This window comes from Marinobacterium sp. NO-S09, assembly GCF_059179545.1.
The window spans coordinates 1,390,168-1,407,908 of record NZ_CP168954.1 but is presented as its reverse complement, the minus strand read 5'-3'; the positions used below and the strand labels follow the sequence as shown (position 1 = coordinate 1,407,908).

The 17,741-nt window shown below is 57.5% G+C and carries 16 protein-coding genes; 2 read left to right on the top strand and 14 right to left on the bottom strand.

Features of this window, described 5'->3' with window-relative positions; all coding sequences use genetic code 11:
* The first annotated feature begins 104 nt into the window (after positions 1-104).
* Positions 105-1,079 carry a bifunctional enoyl-CoA hydratase/phosphate acetyltransferase gene (locus tag O3C79_RS06640; RefSeq protein ID WP_494385280.1) on the top strand — a complete coding sequence of 325 codons (975 nt, stop codon included), beginning with the start codon at positions 105-107 and terminating at the stop codon, positions 1,077-1,079.
* On the top strand, positions 1,079-2,260 hold the full coding sequence (locus O3C79_RS06635) for an acetate/propionate family kinase (protein WP_494385279.1): 1,182 nt from the start codon (positions 1,079-1,081) through the stop codon (positions 2,258-2,260). The genes O3C79_RS06640 and O3C79_RS06635 overlap by 1 nt, the downstream gene beginning before the upstream one ends.
* A gap of 50 nt (positions 2,261-2,310) precedes the next feature.
* Here the strand turns inward: O3C79_RS06635 and rlmB are convergent, their stop codons facing one another.
* The 14 genes from rlmB to lepA all read right to left on the bottom strand — a co-directional run bounded on the left by rlmB (position 2,311) and on the right by lepA (position 17,683).
* Positions 2,311-3,066, bottom strand: a complete 756-nt coding sequence (gene rlmB, locus O3C79_RS06630; protein WP_494385278.1) for a 23S rRNA (guanosine(2251)-2'-O)-methyltransferase RlmB — start codon at positions 3,064-3,066, stop codon at positions 2,311-2,313.
* A gap of 188 nt (positions 3,067-3,254) precedes the next feature.
* On the bottom strand, positions 3,255-3,911 hold the full coding sequence (gene adk, locus O3C79_RS06625; protein ID WP_494385277.1) for an adenylate kinase: 657 nt from the start codon (positions 3,909-3,911) through the stop codon (positions 3,255-3,257).
* A 374-nt stretch (positions 3,912-4,285) separates the two neighbouring features.
* Entirely contained in the window at positions 4,286-6,886 is a 2,601-nt protein-coding gene (gene ppc, locus O3C79_RS06620; RefSeq protein ID WP_494385276.1) for a phosphoenolpyruvate carboxylase, read from the bottom strand.
* 138 nt (positions 6,887-7,024) lie between these two features.
* The gene (mazG, locus tag O3C79_RS06615) at positions 7,025-7,825 is read right to left on the bottom strand and encodes a nucleoside triphosphate pyrophosphohydrolase (RefSeq protein WP_494385275.1); all 801 of its coding nucleotides are present in this window, start codon (positions 7,823-7,825) and stop codon (positions 7,025-7,027) included.
* On the bottom strand, positions 7,825-10,101 hold the full coding sequence (gene relA / locus O3C79_RS06610; protein ID WP_494385274.1) for a GTP diphosphokinase: 2,277 nt from the start codon (positions 10,099-10,101) through the stop codon (positions 7,825-7,827). Before relA ends, mazG begins: the two co-directional genes overlap by 1 nt.
* A 154-nt stretch (positions 10,102-10,255) precedes the next feature.
* Entirely contained in the window at positions 10,256-11,152 is an 897-nt protein-coding gene (gene cysM, locus O3C79_RS06605) for a cysteine synthase CysM (RefSeq protein WP_494385273.1), read from the bottom strand.
* Between the two features lie 96 nt (positions 11,153-11,248).
* Positions 11,249-11,626, bottom strand: coding sequence for a holo-ACP synthase (locus O3C79_RS06600; RefSeq protein WP_494385272.1), 378 nt, complete (start codon positions 11,624-11,626; stop codon positions 11,249-11,251).
* Positions 11,623-12,396, bottom strand: a complete 774-nt coding sequence (gene pdxJ, locus O3C79_RS06595; protein WP_494385271.1) for a pyridoxine 5'-phosphate synthase — start codon at positions 12,394-12,396, stop codon at positions 11,623-11,625. The genes O3C79_RS06600 and pdxJ overlap by 4 nt, the downstream gene beginning before the upstream one ends.
* Positions 12,389-13,084 (bottom strand): DNA repair protein RecO, encoded by a 696-nt coding sequence (gene recO / locus O3C79_RS06590; RefSeq protein WP_494385270.1) that lies wholly within the window; start codon positions 13,082-13,084, stop codon positions 12,389-12,391. Before recO ends, pdxJ begins: the two co-directional genes overlap by 8 nt.
* Positions 13,084-13,986, bottom strand: coding sequence for a GTPase Era (gene era / locus O3C79_RS06585; RefSeq protein ID WP_417533373.1), 903 nt, complete (start codon positions 13,984-13,986; stop codon positions 13,084-13,086). The genes recO and era overlap by 1 nt, the downstream gene beginning before the upstream one ends.
* Positions 13,983-14,669 carry a ribonuclease III gene (rnc, locus tag O3C79_RS06580; protein WP_010322380.1) on the bottom strand — a complete coding sequence of 229 codons (687 nt, stop codon included), beginning with the start codon at positions 14,667-14,669 and terminating at the stop codon, positions 13,983-13,985. The genes era and rnc overlap by 4 nt, the downstream gene beginning before the upstream one ends.
* Positions 14,666-15,046 (bottom strand): DUF4845 domain-containing protein, encoded by a 381-nt coding sequence (locus tag O3C79_RS06575; RefSeq protein WP_494385269.1) that lies wholly within the window; start codon positions 15,044-15,046, stop codon positions 14,666-14,668. The genes rnc and O3C79_RS06575 overlap by 4 nt, the downstream gene beginning before the upstream one ends.
* Positions 15,047-15,058: 12 nt before the next feature.
* On the bottom strand, positions 15,059-15,871 hold the full coding sequence (gene lepB / locus O3C79_RS06570) for a signal peptidase I (protein WP_494385268.1): 813 nt from the start codon (positions 15,869-15,871) through the stop codon (positions 15,059-15,061).
* A gap of 9 nt (positions 15,872-15,880) precedes the next feature.
* Positions 15,881-17,683, bottom strand: a complete 1,803-nt coding sequence (gene lepA / locus O3C79_RS06565) for a translation elongation factor 4 (RefSeq protein ID WP_494385267.1) — start codon at positions 17,681-17,683, stop codon at positions 15,881-15,883.
* Between the last annotated feature and the right edge of the window lie 58 nt (positions 17,684-17,741).

The following is a 17,741-nucleotide window of genomic DNA, read 5'->3' as shown; positions in this document are numbered from 1 at the left end:
CCGTCAACATCTACAACACTCCCGACGATTTTATGTTGCACTGCGTCATAATGCGTTCATTATGGAAGACTAGCCTTGTCTAAAGATTCGTGGAGGGAACGCTCATGCCCAGCATCACAGACTTGCCCAATAGCCCGGTAACCACTGAAACCCCGCCCATGCATGACCAGCTCGAATTTTTCATCGAGCAGGCCAGACAGGCCGGTCCTATCCGAACCGCAGTAGTGCACCCTGTTGATCACAACAGCCTGCTTGGCGCTATTGAAGCCGCCGAACAGGGTCTGATTGAACCGCTGCTGGTTGGCCCGGAAAGCAAGATCCGCGCGGCCGCCGAAGTGGAAGGCGTGGACCTGACTCCCTATCAAATCATCACCACCGAGCACAGCCATATGGCAGCCGAACGCGCCTGCGACCTGATTCGTCAGGCCGAGGCCGAAGCCCTGATGAAAGGCAGCCTGGGCACTTCCGAGCTACTGAGTGCTGTGGTGCACAAGACCAAGGGCATCCGCACCGAACGTCGCCTGAGCCACGTATTCGTGTTCGATGTGCCCAACTACCACAAGCCGCTGGTGATTACCGATGCAGCCATCAACGTAGTACCGGACCTGCTGACAAAACGTGATATCGTCCAGAACGCCATCGACTTTTGCCAGTCACTGGGCAACAGCCAGCCCAAGGTCGCCATTCTGGCGGCAGTGGAAAAGGTAAAGCCCAATATGCAGAGCACCATCGATGCGGCGGCACTGTGCAAGATGGCAGACCGCGAGCAGATCAAGGGCGGTATTCTCGACGGCCCGCTCGCATTTGATAACGCCATCTCCCTGCAGGCAGCCATCGACAAACATATCAAGTCGCCGGTTTCCGGTGATGCGGACATTCTGCTGGCCCCGGATCTTGAAGCGGCCAACATGATTGCCAAACAGCTGATCTATCTGGCCGATGCCAAATCTGCAGGCCTCGCAGTAGGGGCTCGGGTACCGATCATCCTGACCAGCCGTGCCGAAGGAACACTCGGCCGTCTGGCATCCTGTGCCCTGGCCTCGCACATGGTTAAACACAACAAGGGAGTCAGCAGCTGATGGATACCATTTTGACCGTCAATGGCGGCTCCTCCAGCCTGAAGTGCGGCCTCTATGCGGTTACCAACACGGACCTCCAGTGCCTGTTTCACCTCAAGGTGGAAAACCTGCTGGGCGATACCACCCTGTTCAAGGTACGTGACGAACAAAACCGCGTGCTGGACTCCCATGAGCTGGCCTGTCAGGACGTTGCGCTGGACGAACGTCACCAGCGTGCGCTGAAGGAAGTCTTGCAATGGGTAGATGAACACCTGCCGGAGTCTCACCTGATCGCAACCGGCCACCGTGTTGTACATGGCGGCGACCTGTTCAGCGCGCCGGTGCTGCTGGATGATGACAAGCTGAGCCAACTGCATCAGTTCATTCCCCTGGCGCCCCTGCACCAGCCCTACAACCTGAAGCTGGTAGAGGCCTGCCGCTCACTGGCACCCGAGCTGCCGATCGTGGCCTGCTTCGACACCATGTTTCATTCCCGACAACCCCGCATTGAGCGTCTCTACGCCCTGCCGCGCAACCTCGTGGACAAGGGTGTTCATCGCTATGGATTTCATGGTCTATCGTACGAATACCTGCAGCGCCAGCTGAGCCTGGCCGGTGCCGGTAACCTGAAGACCGTCGCCTGCCACCTGGGTGCCGGCGCCAGCATGTGTGCCATCGCCGAGGGCCAGTCCATCGCCTCCAGCATGGGCTTCACCGCTGTGGAAGGTCTGCCCATGGGCAGCCGTACCGGCAACCTGGACCCCGGGGTGCTGCTGTACCTGATGCGTGAAGAAAACATGGATGTGGATGCGCTGGAAAAGCTGATCTACAAGGAGAGTGGCTGGCTGGGGATTTCCACCATCAGCTCGGATATGAAAACCCTGCACCAGGCAGATGATCCCAAGGCAGAAGAAGCGATCGACATGTTCTGCTACCGTGTGGCACTGGAGATGGGGCGACTGACCGCCGCACTGGAAGGTGTAGAACAGGTCGTGTTCTCGGGAGGTGTCGGAGAGAATGACGCCGATGTTCGTGCCCGTGTATTGAAACGCTGCGGTTGGTTGGGCATCAAGTTGGATGAAGAAGCCAACCAGCGCAACAGCGGTATTATCAGCGCGGCCGACTCAGCAGTAACCGTTCGTGTAATGCCCACCAACGAAGAGCTGATGATCGCCACCCATGTGGATGAACTGCTGCACTGATTCCCGTCTGTGGAACATGACAGGCCGGCACTGCCCGGCCTGTTCTGTTTTCAGCCTTGGGCAGCCTTGAGCTGACGCTGACGCACCATCTCGAACAGGCATACCCCTGTCGCCACGGAAACATTCAGACTGCTGACCTCTCCTGCCATGGGGATACTGATCAGCTGATCACAGTTTTCCCGTGTCAGACGACGCATGCCCTTGCCTTCGGCTCCCATCACCAGCGCCTGCGGTCCTGTCAGATCGACCTGATACAGGCTGCCATCGGCTTCACCAGCCGTACCGGTAATCCAGATACCGCGCTCCTGCAGTGATTGCAGTGTGCGCGCCAGATTGGTCACCTGTACATAGGGCACCACTTCAGCCGCGCCACAGGCCACTTTGGCCACGGTTGCATTCAGCGGAGCCGACTTGTCCTTGGTTGCAATAACGACGGTCGCACCAGCAGCATCGGCTGTACGCAGGCACGCGCCCAGATTGTGCGGATCGGTAACGCCATCCAGCACCAGAATCAGGGGGGCGTCACCGGCAAAGTCCAGCAGCGGCACCAGCGCCTTTTCATTCAATGCCTTGAGCGGCTCGCACTCGGCAATCACGCCCTGATGACGGCCACCACCAGCGCGCTGATCCAATTGCTGACGCGGCTCTTCAATCACCTTGATCCCCTGAGCCTCGGCCTTGTCCAGAACGGACTGCAGGCGCTCGTCGCCACGCCCCTGCTGTACCAGCAGGCGACGGACACGGCCGGGGTTACGGTTAAGCAGGCTGGTCACGGCGTGCAGACCAAAGATGTCGGTTTGGCTCATGGGGCTCCAGGGAGTTTCAGGTAAGTAGCTGCGATGAATATTCGATAGCGCACTATTATGCGACAAAATGACGAAAAATGCCGCTCGGCACAGCACCCAACCCCAGTAATGAGCATAAAAAAACCGAGGTGCCTTGCAACACCTCGGTTCTCGTCATGTCTGCAGCAGGTCAGGCCTGCAACCGGATATCAGCCTTCCAGACCGGCAAATACCTTGTCGCGGATGTCGTCAACGCTGCCCACACCCTCAACGTATACGTATGCCGGTGCCTTGGCTTTGCCGCGCTCGTTCCAGCCACGGTAGTAGGTGATCAGCGGCGCAGTCTGGTCGTGATAAACCTTCAGACGCTGGCGTACGGTATCTTCCTGGTCATCTTCACGCTGAACCAGCTCATCACCGGTCACATCATCCTTGCCTTCTTCTTTCGGCGGATTGAAGACTACGTGGTAGGTACGACCAGACGCCGGGTGTACACGACGACCGCTCATGCGCTTGATGATCTCTTCGTCGGCAACATCGATTTCGACAACAGCGTCGATATCCACACCCGCGTCCTTCAGTGCATCAGCCTGAGGAATGGTGCGCGGGAAACCGTCGAACAGGAAGCCGTTGGCGCAATCCGCTTCAGCGATACGCTCTTTTACCAGGCCGATGATGATGTCATCGGACACCAGACCACCTGCATCCATCACTTCCTTGGCCTGTTTGCCCAGCGGAGTGCCCGCTTTCACAGCCGCACGCAGCATGTCACCGGTAGAAATCTGGGGAATGCCATACTTCTCGGTAATGTACTGAGCCTGAGTGCCCTTACCCGCGCCGGGTGCTCCAAGCAGAATAATGCGCATCTGGTTGTCTCCTGAAAGTTATAGTAATCGGTAAAACGCAGCCGGGCAGACGCTCGTCTACCCAACGAAATTCTTCAATTCGGGATGCCTCAGGCTACTGGCCTGGCCCCTTGGTCGACAATTCGACATTAGACCTAGCAACCCTGTTTTCAGCGGCTGCCCTGCGGGTCTTACAACTAAACGACTGGACCAAAGCGTTTCCGACGCGCCCTCCCAGGGTAACTGGAAGGCCGCTTTGCGTGCCTTCTCGTCAGCTGTTACAGCATTGACGACGCCCTGGAAACGTCTTGGCTGAGTGGTCAGACTGTCGACAAAGGCATCGAGGTTACGCAAACCCCGATGCCTATTCAACCCCCTTCTAAACGATGCTTGTCCTAGCCGGTATTTCGCATGCCTGCGGATACACCGGCCATGGTCACCATCAGGGCCTGTTCCAGGCGCTGATCAGGCTGATTGCGATCCCGGAACAACAACTCCGCCTGGAGCACGTGCAACGGATCAATATAGGGGTTTCGCACCTCGATGGACTGTCGAATCACCGGATTATTGGCCAGCAGTCGCTGTTCCTGCTTGAGGTGGCAGACCTGCTCAACCGCTTCTTTCAACCGAGCCCTCAGGCTCGAGCCAAGCGCATGCAGCTCCGGTGAAACAAGGCGGTGCTCATAATAAGCCGAGATGTTCACATCGCTTTTCGCCAGTACCATTTCCAGCATATCGATCCAGGACTGGAAAAACGGCCATTCGGTATACATCTGGCGCAATGACTCAAGCTTGCCATCATCGATGGCCGTCTTGAGCGCCATGCCAGAGCCCAACCAGGCCGGCAGCATCAGCCGGGTCTGCGTCCAGGCAAAGATCCAGGGAATCGCCCTCAGGCTTTCCACGCCGCCATCGACCTTACGCTTGGCCGGGCGTGAGCCCAGCGGCAACTTGGCCAGCTCCTGCTCCGGTGTAAGTGCGCGGAAATAAGGAACGAATTGAGGCTCTTCACGCACCAGAGAGCGATACACGGTCATCCCGCAATCGGCCATCGAGTCCATCACCTGACGCCACTCAGGCTCAGGTGCTGGGCCCGGGCTCAGCGTAGCCTTGAGAACAGCGGCGGTGTACAGCGTCAGGTTACGCACGGCGATTTCGGGGATGCCGAACTTGAAGCGGATCATCTCGCCCTGCTCGGTCACCCTCAGGCTGCCGGCCACCGAGCCCGGCGGCTGAGCCAGAATCGCGGTATGGCTGGGGCCACCACCGCGGCCTACTGTACCGCCACGGCCATGGAACAGAGTCAGGCGAATGTTCTCACGCTGGCACAATTCGGTCAGTGCTTCCTGGGCACGGTACTGGCCCCAGGCAGCGGCCAGCTGGCCCGCATCCTTGGAAGAGTCGGAATAACCGATCATCACTTCCTGATGGCCATCGATATAGTCTCGATACCAGTCGATCGCCAGCAGGTCGGCAATACAGCCCGGCCCGTTATCCAGATCTTCCAGCGTCTCGAACAGGGGGGCGACGCGCATATTATGCTCAACGCCCACTTCCTGCAGCAGCAGGTTCACGGCCAAGACATCGGAAGGCTTGCCGGCCATGGAGATCACATAGGAGCCCAGACTGTGCTCAGGGTTGGCCGCGATCACGCGACATGTATTGATCACCTCTTTCACATCATCTGACGGCTGCCAGTTATGCGGCAACAGCGGTCGGCGCGAGCGCAGCTCCTTGAGCAGGAAGGCCTGTTTGTCTGCCTCACTCCAGTCTGAGTAACAGCCCAGCTGATAGAAGTCGGTCAGGGCATCAAAGACTTCGGCATGGCGCTCGGCATTCTGGCGCACATCCAGCTTGACCAGTGTCAGGCCAAAGCAGGCCAGACGGCGCAGCAGATCTTCCAGACCACCGGCAGCAATACAGCCCATGCCGCACTCCACCAGCGAACGGTGGCACAGCTGTAGCGGCCGGCGAATCTCGTCCAGATCCGTAATCCATTCATCCGGGTCTGCACTCTCCCCCTTGAGGTAACGCTCGATCCCCCGGCGGGTGGTCAGTAAGCGCTCACGCAACCAGCCCAGCACTTCGCGATAGGGTTCGGGGTGGTTGTCGGTGAGCTGGCGAAGCTCGCTGTTAGCTTCATGCATCGACAGCTCCGCCCGCAACTGGTCCACATCACGGGCATAGAGGTCAGCGGCCATCCAGCGCGCCAGCAGCAGCACTTCCGATGTCACTTCCGCGGTCACATTGGGGTTGCCATCCCGGTCGCCGCCCATCCAGGAGGAAAAACGGATGGGGCTGACGTCCAGCGGCAGCGCCACCCCCAGTGTCTGCTGCAGGCGCTCATCCAACAGATGCAGGAAACGGGGAATGGCGCTCCAGAGGGAGTTTTCAATCACAGCAAAGCCCCACTTGGCCTCTTCAATGGGCGTGGGGCGGTGTTGACGAATTTCGTTGGTATGCCAGATCTGGCTGATCAGCTGATCCAGCCGCTCCTGTACGGATTCGCCGCGGTCCTGCTGCTTGAGGGCTTCGGCAACGGCGTCATATTTCTGAATCAGGGTACGGCGGTTAACTTCGGTGGGGTGGGCGGTCAGTACCAGGTCGATATTCATCTGGCGCAGACATTCCAGCACCTGGTCGGCAGAGGCTTCGCCCTGCGCCAGCTCCGAGAACACCTGCTCGATCAGGCATTCATCCTCGTCGCCTTCCAGATAACGGCGGACCCGGTGATGCTCCTCGGCGATATTGGCCAGATTAAGGAACTGGCTGAAGGCACGTGCCATGGGCAGGACTTCATCTTCTCCAAGGCCATCCAGCGCCTGGCGTAACTGGTCCTGACTGGTATTTTCCGTCAGCCGGGCAGCCTTGGCGCAGTGTCGAATCGACTCAACCCGCTCCAGAAATTCCGGGCCAAGATGGGCTTCCATGGTCCGTCCCAGGCTTTCGCCTAGCATACGAACATCATCACGCAGTGCTTCATGCAGGTCGCTCATGCCACCTCCTCCGTTCAGGCTCATACCCTGATGCTACCCCATTCGGGCAGAACACATACATAGTCAAAGGTATGATTCTGCAGGGCTGGAGTGACAGAGAAACGACAGCATTACGACCCGCAAGGGTTGATTGGGGAGCTAGAGCCCCTTTGCCTTGGCTTCATCCCACCAGTGATCGAGAGTGTCCAGGCTGAGCTGTTCCCAGTCCTGATCGCCGGCCTTAACCTGCTGTTCAACATAATTGAAGCGTCGTTCGAACTTGGCGTTGGTGTTGCGCAGGGCCTGTTCGGGGTCGGCCTTGAGGTGGCGCGCCAGGTTCACCTGTGCAAACAGCAGATCACCAAGCTCTTCACGGGCATGGGCTTCATCGCCCTGCTCCAGTGCTTCACGCAGCTCGCCAATTTCTTCTTCAATCTTGTCCAGAACACCGGAGACATCCGGCCAGTCAAAACCGACACGGGCCGCACGCTTCTGCAATTTGGCCGCCCGGCTTAGCCCCGGCAGACTGACCGGCACATCAGCCAGTACGCCTTGCTGTGCCTTGGCATCACGCTCCTGCTGCTTGATCGCTTCCCAGTTGGCATTCACGGTTTCAACCGCCACCGTCTGGCTGTCGCTGCCATCCAGCTGACCGTTGGGAAACACGTGAGGATGGCGGCGGACCAGCTTGCTTACCAGCTGATCGATGATCTGTGGCAGGTCAAACCAGCCCTGCTCATCGGCCAGACGGGCATAGAACACCACCTGGAACAGCAGGTCCCCCAGCTCATCCTTCAGGTGCTGCCAGTCTTCTCGCTCGATACAATCCGCCACTTCGTAGGCTTCTTCCAGCGTGTGCGGCACGATACTGGCAAATGTCTGCTGCAGATCCCAGGGGCAGCCAGACTCCGGATCTCGCAGCGCATTCATCAGGCGGATCAGGTCATCCAGGCTGTGCATTACTGCCCTCCACTACGTTCACGGTGAACATCCAGCACATTCGGCACCTGGTTGATCTTGTCCATCAGACGGCCCAGACGCTCAAGGCGCGGGATCTCAACCGTTAGTGTCAGGCGCGCCATATTGTTCTTGCGGTCGGTGAGGGTGTTGGCAGCAAGGATGTTCATCTTCTCGTTGCTCAGCACCAGCATGACGTCACGCAGCAGGCCCGGACGGTCGAACGCTTCGATGATCATATCCACCGGATAGGTCTGCTCGTCCTCTTCGCCCCAGTCCACGGTAATGACACGGTCAGGCTCGTGTTCACGCAGGTTCATCAGGTTGAGGCAGTCTTCATGGTGAATGGAGATGCCCCGCCCCTGGGTGATATAGCCCATGATCGGATCGCCCGGCACCGGCTTGCAGCAGGTTGCCAGCGTCGTCATCAGGTTACCGATGCCCTGAATATTGATGCCGCTGCCGCCACTGCGGGGCTCCTTGCCAGCACTGGGTTGCTGCGCAGGCAGGCCCAGATCCATCTGGGACTCCGGTCGCTGCGGTTCCACCTGGTCCTGTGCCGCATGAATTATCTGGGACAGGCGTACATCACCCGCCCCCAGTGCCGCGCAGACATCTTCCGCGGTTTTGTAGTTAATCGCTTCGGCGATGCGGTCCAAACTGATCGCCTGAGGGTCCAGCGCCAGACGGCGAAATTCGCGCATGATGATGTCGCGACCGGCTTCGGCATTCTGTTCCTTGGCCTGCTGCTTGAACCAGTGTGCCACCTTGGCGCGAGCGCGGGAGGTGGTCACGAAGCCGAAGTTGGCGTTGAGCCAGTCACGGCGCGGGGACTCTTCCTTGGAGGTGAGAATCTCGACCTGGTCACCGGTTTGCAGCGGTTTGTTCAGCGGAATGATACGGCCGTTGATCTTGGCACCACGGCAACGGTGGCCCACTTCGGTATGCACACGGTAGGCAAAGTCCACTGCCGTCGCGCCTTGGGGCAGATCGATAACATGACCATCCGGCGTGAACACATACAGGCGGTCCTGCACCACGTCGCCACGAAGCATGTCACCCAGCGCTTCGGTATCGCCCAGGTCATCATGCCACTCCAGTACCTGGCGCAACCAAGCGATCTTCTCTTCATAGCCGTCGGCGCGTGACTGGGTATCCGTGCCCTTGTACAGGTGGTGCGCACATACACCCAGTTCGGCCTCTTCATGCATGGAGAAGGTACGAATCTGGATCTCCAGCACCTTGCCTTCAGGGCCAAATACGGCGGTATGCAGGGAACGGTAACCGTTGGGCTTGGGCGATGCGATGTAATCATCGAACTCGTGCGGAATATTGCGCCAGAGCCCGTGCACGATGCCCAGTACGGTGTAGCAGTCACGGATTTCAGGTACCAGAATGCGCACGGCGCGCACATCGTAGACCTGGTTGAAATCGATGCTCTTGCGCTGCATTTTGCGCCAGATGCTGTAGATATGCTTGGCACGCCCCATCACTTCGCCATCGATATGGGCGTCGTCCAGGCGTTCGCGTAGCAACTCAACAACCTGGTTGATAAACAGCTGACGGTCCAGACGTTTTTCGTCCAGTAAACGGGCAATATGCTTGTAATCGTTGGGCTTGAGGTAACGGAAGGAAAGGTCTTCCAGCTCCCACTTGATGTGACCGATGCCCAGACGATGCGCCAGCGGCGCGTAGATATCGAACACCTCGCGTGCGACCAGGTAGCGTTTCTTGCGATCGCTGTTCTTGACGCCTCGAATGGCACAGGTGCGCTCGGCGATCTTGATCAGGGCCACACGGACGTCATCGATCATCGCCACCAGCATCTTGCGCACATTATCAATCTGCGCGGTGCTGGCACCGAGAACACTGTCTTCACTGCGGGGATTTTTGCGGCTGCCGATGGCGGCCATTTGCAGGACACCATCGATCAAACCGGCGATGGTGGCACCGAAGCGCTCCTGCACCTGCTGCAGGCTGAGCTTGCGCTCACGTACGGAACGGTAGAGAACAGCGGCAACCAGCGTTTCCTGGTCCTGTTGCAGCTCGGCCAGTATCTGGGCCATCTCAAGCCCGGTACGGAAACTGCCTACGGTATTCTGTGCCCAGTCGTCATCACACTCAGCGACTGCAGCCCTGGCTTCCTTGGCCAGTACACACGCTTCACGCAGCTGGTTGATATCGGTGACCTCGACCTGCTGCTGCAAACGCAGCAGCCAGAGATCCAGATCCACTGTGCCATCTTCACGAATAGGATGGTCTTCTCGAACCTTCACCATGGCGTCAAGCCACTCCTGTCTTGTCTCCGGCAACGATGTGCGTCACTGCAAGACCGTGAAACCACCGGCAAGTCACGGTCATCGGTTTCGGGATGGGCACACATTCTAGTCGCTTGAGCCTTGAAGTGCGAGCAAAAGCCCGCTAACTCAGGGTTCAGCTGTTGAAGACACCGGTCGACAGGTAGCGATCACCACGGTCACAAATGATGCAGACAATGGTCGCATTCTCGACCTGCTGTGCCAGTTCCAGCGCACCTGCGACGGCGCCACCGGAAGAAACGCCACAGAAGATGCCCTCTTTGCGCGCCAGATCACGCATGCAGTTTTCGGCCGCGGCCTGGTCAATATCAATGACCTGATCCACACGGCTGCGCTCGAAGATTTTCGGCAAATAGGCTTCCGGCCAACGTCGAATACCCGGGATCTGGGATCCTTCACGGGGCTGCAGGCCAACAATCTGGACGTCCGTATTCTGCTCCTTGAGGTAACGGGAAGTCCCCATGATGGTACCGGTAGTCCCCATGGAGCTGACAAAGTGGGTGACAGTACCCTGTGTCTGCTGCCAGATTTCCGGGCCGGTGCCGGTGTAATGGGCTTCAGGGTTATCCAGGTTGGAGAACTGGTCCAGCACCTTGCCTTCACCGGCAGCTTGCATTTCCAGAGCCAAATCACGCGCCCGTTCCATCCCCTCGGCCTGAGTAACTTCAATCAGCTCGGCACCATAGGCGGTCATGGCGGCCTTGCGCTCGGCACTCATGTTATCCGGCATGATCAGCTTCATGCGATAGCCCTTGATCGCTGCAGCCATGGCCAGTGCAATACCGGTATTACCGGAAGTTGCTTCAATCAGGCAATCACCCGGCTCGATATCACCACGGGCTTCCGCCAGGTTGATCATGCTCAATGCCGGACGGTCCTTGACGGAGCCCGCCGGGTTATTGCCCTCCAGCTTACACAGAATGGTATTGCCATTCGGTACCTCGATACGCTGCAGGCGCACCAGGGGAGTATGACCGACATAATCTGCGATAGTGGGGTAGTCTATGGACATGACAGCTCCGGGAGAGGATAACGCTATAAAAAAGAAAATATTTATTCCTGATAAATATAGTCGGAATAATACCAGCCTGCCTGACGGCAGACAATCTCAGCGCTGTTCGGCGATCACAAAGGCGCTGACGTAATCACGCTCATCCGTGTAACTCAAATGCCAGTGGGAAATGCCCTGACGCTCGGCAATCACCTGGGCGCCAGCCGATACCCGAAGCACAGGGCGGCCGTTGCCATCATGACCGATTTCCAGATGCTGCCAGCTGACTCCCCGGCCGATCCCTGTGCCAAGCGCCTTGGCTGCAGCTTCCTTAGCGGCAAAACGCTTGGCCAGAAATCGGGCCGGGTCAGCGGAAGTGGCAAAGCGCGACCGCTCGGCTGGCGTGAGTATGCGCTCACTTAACCGAGGGGTTCGCGCCAGTGCCGCCTGCATGCGCTCGATCTGCAGCAGGTCGGTGCCAATCCCGATGATCACGAACGCAGCTCGTCCCGCTTGCCCTGCACACGCTGCTGAACGGCAAACAACAGGTCGCGCATTTCGCGCACAGCTTCTTTCAGGCCAACCAGTACGGCACGGGCAATCACGCCATGGCCGATATTCAGCTCGTTGATCTCGGGGATCTCGGCGACAGGCTCGACATTATGGTAGTGCAAACCATGGCCCGCATTGACGACCAGCCCCTGCTGCCAGGCGTGTCGAGAGGCCAGTTTCAGACGCTCCAGCTCTTCATTACGGGCCACCAGGGTTTCCGCATCAGCATAGTTGCCGGTGTGCAGTTCAATCACCGGCGCGCCACAACGGACAGCGGCATCAATCTGGGCCGGCTCCGGATCAATAAACAGCGATACTTCACAGCCGGCATTGGCCAGACGCTCGCAGGCGCGATGAATAGCGGCTTCCTGGCCAACCACATCCAGGCCACCTTCGGTGGTGAGCTCTTCACGCTTCTCCGGTACCAGGCACACATGCGCAGGACGAACTCGCTCAGCCAGCTGCAACATCTCTTCGGTCACGGCCATCTCAAGATTCATGCGTGTCTGTAATGTCTGCGCCAGCACTTCAATGTCACGGTCCTGGATATGACGGCGGTCTTCACGCAGGTGCACAGTTATACCGTCAGCGCCGGCTTCTTCCGCCAGCGATGCCGCCTGTACAGGATCTGGATAACGCGTACCCCGCGCCTGACGCAGGGTCGCAATATGGTCAATGTTGATGCCCAACAGCAGGCGATCCGGATCAGTCATCCCTAGTTCCTTTACGTTTCATAAACAGTTCTCGGCTACGCAGTGGCTTTTCGCCCAAAAGGGGCGCCAGGCGAAGCCGCATCAATTGTTTGGCAGTGCGTCGCACACCCGGGTCATCATACTGGTCCCGCTCAATGGCCAAAAGATGCTCGCCCGGCCAGCCAGCAACCGTCGGCGCCAGCCTTACCAGCCCTTGCTCTTCGGACCAACCGTAATGCCCCTGTGGCAACAGACCGCTGCAGTCCAGCGCAAACCCCAGCTGCTCCAGCAACTGGCGCTCGAAGGTACGCAGAGCACCTTCGATATCCTGCGCCAGTTTCAATTCATTCAAAGCGTAGCGGAAATAGACAAACAGACGGGGGTGCGGGTCATGTGGACGTAACAGACGCTGCAGTAATTCGTTCAGATAGAGGCCGCAAAGCAGTGGCCGCCCCTGCAGCATGCAGCTGGTTTCACTGGCCTCGGCAGAACGCAGGTTTTTCAACTCAGCGCGCCCTTGCCAGCTTACCTGGAGCGACTGAAAAGGCTGTAGCAGCGCCCGCAAGCGTGAACCGGGCTTGCGAGCACCTCGGGCAACGACGCTGACCAGCCCATGCTCAAGCGTGAACAGGTCGACCAGCAGGCTGGTTTCACGATAGGGACGCGTGTGCAGCACATAGGCGGCTGCCGCATCGACCCGTTGATCCATTATTCATGCCTGTAGCCAAGGCTCTGCAGTGCGCGTTCATTATCGGACCAGCCACGCTTCACCTTGACCCAAAGGTTGAGCATCACCTTGGTATCAAACATGCGCTCCATATCAAGGCGGGCATCGCGGCCAATCGTTTTCAAGACCTCACCCTTATCCCCGATCACGATACGCTTCTGGCCTTCACGCTCCACCAGAATCAATGCACTGATATTGAGGATACGGCCATCATGATTGAACTGTTCGATCTCAACGGTAGTGCCATAGGGCACTTCATCACCGAGGTTACGCATCAGTTTTTCACGAATGAGTTCTGCGGCTACAAAGCGCGAACTGCGGTCCGTGATCTGGTCTTCCGGGAACAGGTGTACGCCTTCAGGGATGCGCGATTCCACTTCACTCTGCAGACGCTCAACGTTGTGCCCTTTCTCTGCCGAGATGGGCAAGATGGCATCAAAGTGGCGTTTGCTGGCCAGCAGGTCCAGCTGCGGTAACAAGGCATCCTTGTCTTTCAGCTGATCAACCTTGTTGACGGCCAACAGCACCGGACAGCGAACATGCTGCAGCTTATCCAGTACAATCTGGTCTTCATCGGTCCAAGCGGTGCGGTCCACTATGAAGACGACCAGATCCACATGACGCAGCGCCTCGGAGGCCGTCTGGTTCATGAACCGGTTCAGCGCCTTGCCCTTGTCGTCCTTATGCAGGCCTGGGGTATCCACGTACACAACCTGCAGATCATCTTCAGTGTAAATGCCGAGGATCTGATGGCGCGTCGTCTGCGGCTTGCGCGAGGTAATACTCAGCTTCTGCCCCAGAATTCGATTGAGCAAGGTTGATTTGCCCACATTGGGTCGACCAACGATGGCGACATAGCCGCAACGCATACCCGTCTCGCTCATGCTCCGCTCTCCTGACCCAAATGTTTCAATGCCTGAGACGCTGCCTGCTGCTCAGCCTGTCGACGACTGCTGCCCTTACCCTCAGTTGCCTGATCCAGCAGAGCAACCTGACAGCGGATATGAAAAGTCTGGTCATGGGGCTCACCTTCAACAGAGATGAGCTCGTACTGCGGCAGACTGCTGCGACGTGACTGCAGGAACTCCTGCAGGCGTGTTTTCGAGTCTTTCAGCGAAACCTTGAGATCAAGCTGCTGCAGATGCTTGTCAAACCACTGCAGGATAAAGGCACGTGCGGCCTCTACCCCCTGATCCAGGTAGACCGCACCGATGATGGCTTCCACACTGTCGGCCAGGATGGAATCACGGCGATAGCCGCCGCTCTTGAGTTCGCCACTGCCCAGACGCAAATAATCGCCCAACTGCATTTCACGGGCGATTTTGGCCAGGGTTTCCCCTTTGACTACGCGCGAACGAAGGCGGCTCATCTGCCCTTCACGGGCATCGGGGAAGCGCTCATAGAGCGCATCGGCCACAACAAAACTCAAAATGGCATCGCCGAGAAACTCCAGTCGCTCGTTGTTGCGCTTGCCACAACTGCGGTGGGTAAGCGCCAACTCGAACAGGGCTTCATCGGAACAGGGGTTGCCCAGCTTACGGGCCAGTTCAGCAGCAGGTTTAATCAAGGTTTTACAGCTTCGTAGTGTTCTTCAAATTTGACCATCGCGTCGACGTTGTAAAACATCGGTACGCGCTCTTCGTATTTCAAGTCGAAGTAAAGTACCCCTTCTTCCAGACGGATATCCAGAGAATCTCGGTTGGGTAGCTTCACCTGGTTGATCAGGAAACGCTTGTCCAGCCCGGTACGGATATCACGGATACTGCCGGACATCTCGTCAGGGTCTTCGACCATGTTGCTGATGATTGAATCGATGGTGGCGTGGTCCTTGTATGGCGTGAACAGCTTGAAACCGACGGAAAAGAAAATCCCGGCCACGATCAGACCGATCAGGGTCGATAATAAAGACGCACCACGCTGGAATTGAGCCACACCTGTGTTCATCGCAATCATCCTCTAGTTGATTTGACGTACTTCACTGAAGTCCGGGAGGGAGAAGAAGCCTTCCCAGTGCATCCATACCGCAGAAGCCTTGCCGACCAGCAGTGCCTCAGGAACAAAGCCCCAGTAGCGACTATCCTTGCTGTTATCCCGGTTATCACCCAGTACAAAGTAATGCCCCTCAGGCACTTCCCAGGTACCGTCAATCACCGGCCGGTAAACGTCGCGGAAAATCCTGTGCTTTTTACCATCCAACTGTTCATTCAGCAGCAGCTGGGTCGGGCGTGCCGGCGGCAACTTGGCCAGCAGCTCCTGCTGCTGAGGTTCACCATTCACATACAGCACTTTGTCTTTATAGGTGATCACGTCACCCGGCACACCAACAACACGCTTAATGTAGTTGATACTGGTGTCTTCAGGATAGCGAAACACGATGACATCGCCACGCTCGGGGTCATTGTTTGACACGATTTTGGTATTCAGTACCGGCAGTCGCAGGCCATAGTGATACTTGTTGACGACAATGAAGTCACCTACCTTCAACGTCGGCAACATGGACTCCGATGGAATCTGAAAAGGCTCATACAGGAACGAGCGCAGAATCAGGACCACAAAGAGAACCGGGAACATGGAACGCGCAGTATCAGCCCAGCCAGGCTGTTGCAACAGCGTATCACGTTCTTTCCCTTCCAGCGCCCGCCCGGCAGTAGCTTCCGCCTGGCTGAGTGCCTGAGACCGCTTGGGCGCAAACACAAGCTTGTCGATCAGCCAGAGTACACCTGCCAGTGCGGTGACCAGCACCAGTACCAAAGAAAAATCGAAGTTCATGTATCCGCCTTAGCTGTCTACCTTGAGAACCGCCAGGAAGGCATCCTGCGGAATTTCAACGCGGCCGACCTGCTTCATTCGTTTCTTGCCTTCTTTCTGCTTGGCCAGCAGTTTTTTCTTACGGCTGACGTCACCACCGTAACACTTGGCGGTTACGTTTTTGCGCAGCGCCTTGACGGTGGTACGGGCAATCACCTTGCCACCCAGTGCAGCCTGGATCGCCACGTCAAACATCTGGCGCGGAATCAGCTCTTTCATCTTTTCACACAGCTGACGGCCACGGTATTCGGCATTGTCACGGTGCAGGATGACAGCCAGCGCATCTACGCGCTCACCGTTGATCAGAATATCCATGCGTACCAGTTTGGCGGCTTCAAAGCGCTGGAAGTTGTATTCCAGTGATGCATAGCCGCGGCTCACTGATTTCAGACGGTCGAAGAAGTCCAGCACCACCTCGGCCATGGGCAGTTCGTAGGTGACCTGTACCTGCTTGCCGACAAAGTGCATATTCTTCTGTACGCCGCGCTTCTCGACACACAAACCGATAACCTGACCCAGATACTCTTCCGGTACCAGGATATTGGCCAGCACGATAGGCTCGCGCATCTCGCGGATAGAGCCGGGATCCGGTAGCTTTGAAGGGCTGTCGATGTAGATCACATCACCGTTATTCTGCTCGATTTCGTATACCACCGTCGGCGCGGTGGTGACCAGATCCATGTCGTATTCACGCTCGAGACGTTCCTGGATGATCTCCATGTGGAGCATACCGAGGAAGCCACAGCGGAAACCGAAGCCCAGTGCATCGGAGCTTTCCGGTTCGTAGAACAGGGAGGCATCGTTCAGCGTCAGTTTTTCCAGCGCATCACGGAAGTCTTCGTAGTCATCGGCACTGACCGGGAACAGACCGGCATAAACCTGCGGCTGCACCTTCTGGAAACCAGGCAGGCTTTCGACCTCTTCCGGATTCTTGGCCGGCACTAGGGTGTCACCTACCGGAGCACCGTGGATATCCTTGATACCCGCCACAACAAAACCAACCTCGCCCGCCTTGAGCACGCCGGTTTCCTTGCGTTTGGGGGTAAAGATACCCACAGAATCCACCTGGTGGGACTGGCCGGTGGACTTGATGACGATCTTGTCTTTCTTGTTCAGCGTCCCCTGCTTAACGCGCACCAGGGAGACAACGCCAAGGTAGTTGTCGAACCAGGAGTCGATGATCAGGGCCTGCAGCGGCGCATCCACATCACCTTCCGGCGGCGGAATCACACGCACCAACGCTTCCAGTACATCATCTATACCCAGGCCGGTTTTGGCTGAGCAGGCGATGGCGTCAGTAGCATCGATGCCGATCACTTCTTCGATCTCCTGACGCACACGATCCGGGTCGGCCTGCGGCAGGTCCATCTTGTTCAGGATCGGCAGCACTTCCAGGCTCTGTTCAATCGCGGTGTAGCAGTTGGCAACCGACTGAGCTTCCACACCCTGGGCCGCGTCCACGACCAGTAGCGCACCTTCACAGGCGTAAAGGGAACGTGATACCTCATACGAAAAGTCCACATGCCCCGGGGTATCGATGAAGTTCAGCTGATACACCTTGCCGTCTTTGGCGTGGTAATCGAGGGTAACGCTCTGCGCCTTGATCGTGATACCACGCTCACGTTCAAGTTCCATGGAGTCGAGTACCTGAGCCGCCATCTCACGGTCACTGAGCCCGCCGCAGGTCTGTATGAGGCGGTCGGACAATGTGGATTTGCCATGGTCAATATGGGCGATGATCGAGAAATTGCGAATATGATCCAGGTTACTCACGATAGGCTTACCCGACTCCAGGTCAATTAGGGTTGCAGAAAAGAGCGCAGTGTACCCT

Excerpts from the sequence above, each read along its gene's own strand:
- O3C79_RS06640 (WP_494385280.1), top strand. The coding sequence starts at position 105 with ATGCCCAGCATCACAGACTTGCCCAATAGCCCGGTAACCACTGAAACC.
- O3C79_RS06575 (WP_494385269.1), bottom strand. The coding sequence starts at position 15,046 with ATGAACACAGGTGTGGCTCAATTCCAGCGTGGTGCGTCTTTATTATCG.
- relA (WP_494385274.1), bottom strand. The coding sequence starts at position 10,101 with ATGGTGAAGGTTCGAGAAGACCATCCTATTCGTGAAGATGGCACAGTG.
- O3C79_RS06635 (WP_494385279.1), top strand. The coding sequence starts at position 1,079 with ATGGATACCATTTTGACCGTCAATGGCGGCTCCTCCAGCCTGAAGTGC.
- ppc (WP_494385276.1), bottom strand. The coding sequence starts at position 6,886 with ATGAGCGACCTGCATGAAGCACTGCGTGATGATGTTCGTATGCTAGGC.
- lepB (WP_494385268.1), bottom strand. The coding sequence starts at position 15,871 with ATGAACTTCGATTTTTCTTTGGTACTGGTGCTGGTCACCGCACTGGCA.
- recO (WP_494385270.1), bottom strand. The coding sequence starts at position 13,084 with ATGGATCAACGGGTCGATGCGGCAGCCGCCTATGTGCTGCACACGCGT.
- cysM (WP_494385273.1), bottom strand. The coding sequence starts at position 11,152 with ATGTCCATAGACTACCCCACTATCGCAGATTATGTCGGTCATACTCCC.
- rlmB (WP_494385278.1), bottom strand. The coding sequence starts at position 3,066 with ATGAGCCAAACCGACATCTTTGGTCTGCACGCCGTGACCAGCCTGCTT.
- era (WP_417533373.1), bottom strand. The coding sequence starts at position 13,986 with ATGAGCGAGACGGGTATGCGTTGCGGCTATGTCGCCATCGTTGGTCGA.
- adk (WP_494385277.1), bottom strand. The coding sequence starts at position 3,911 with ATGCGCATTATTCTGCTTGGAGCACCCGGCGCGGGTAAGGGCACTCAG.
- pdxJ (WP_494385271.1), bottom strand. The coding sequence starts at position 12,396 with ATGACTGATCCGGATCGCCTGCTGTTGGGCATCAACATTGACCATATT.
- mazG (WP_494385275.1), bottom strand. The coding sequence starts at position 7,825 with ATGCACAGCCTGGATGACCTGATCCGCCTGATGAATGCGCTGCGAGAT.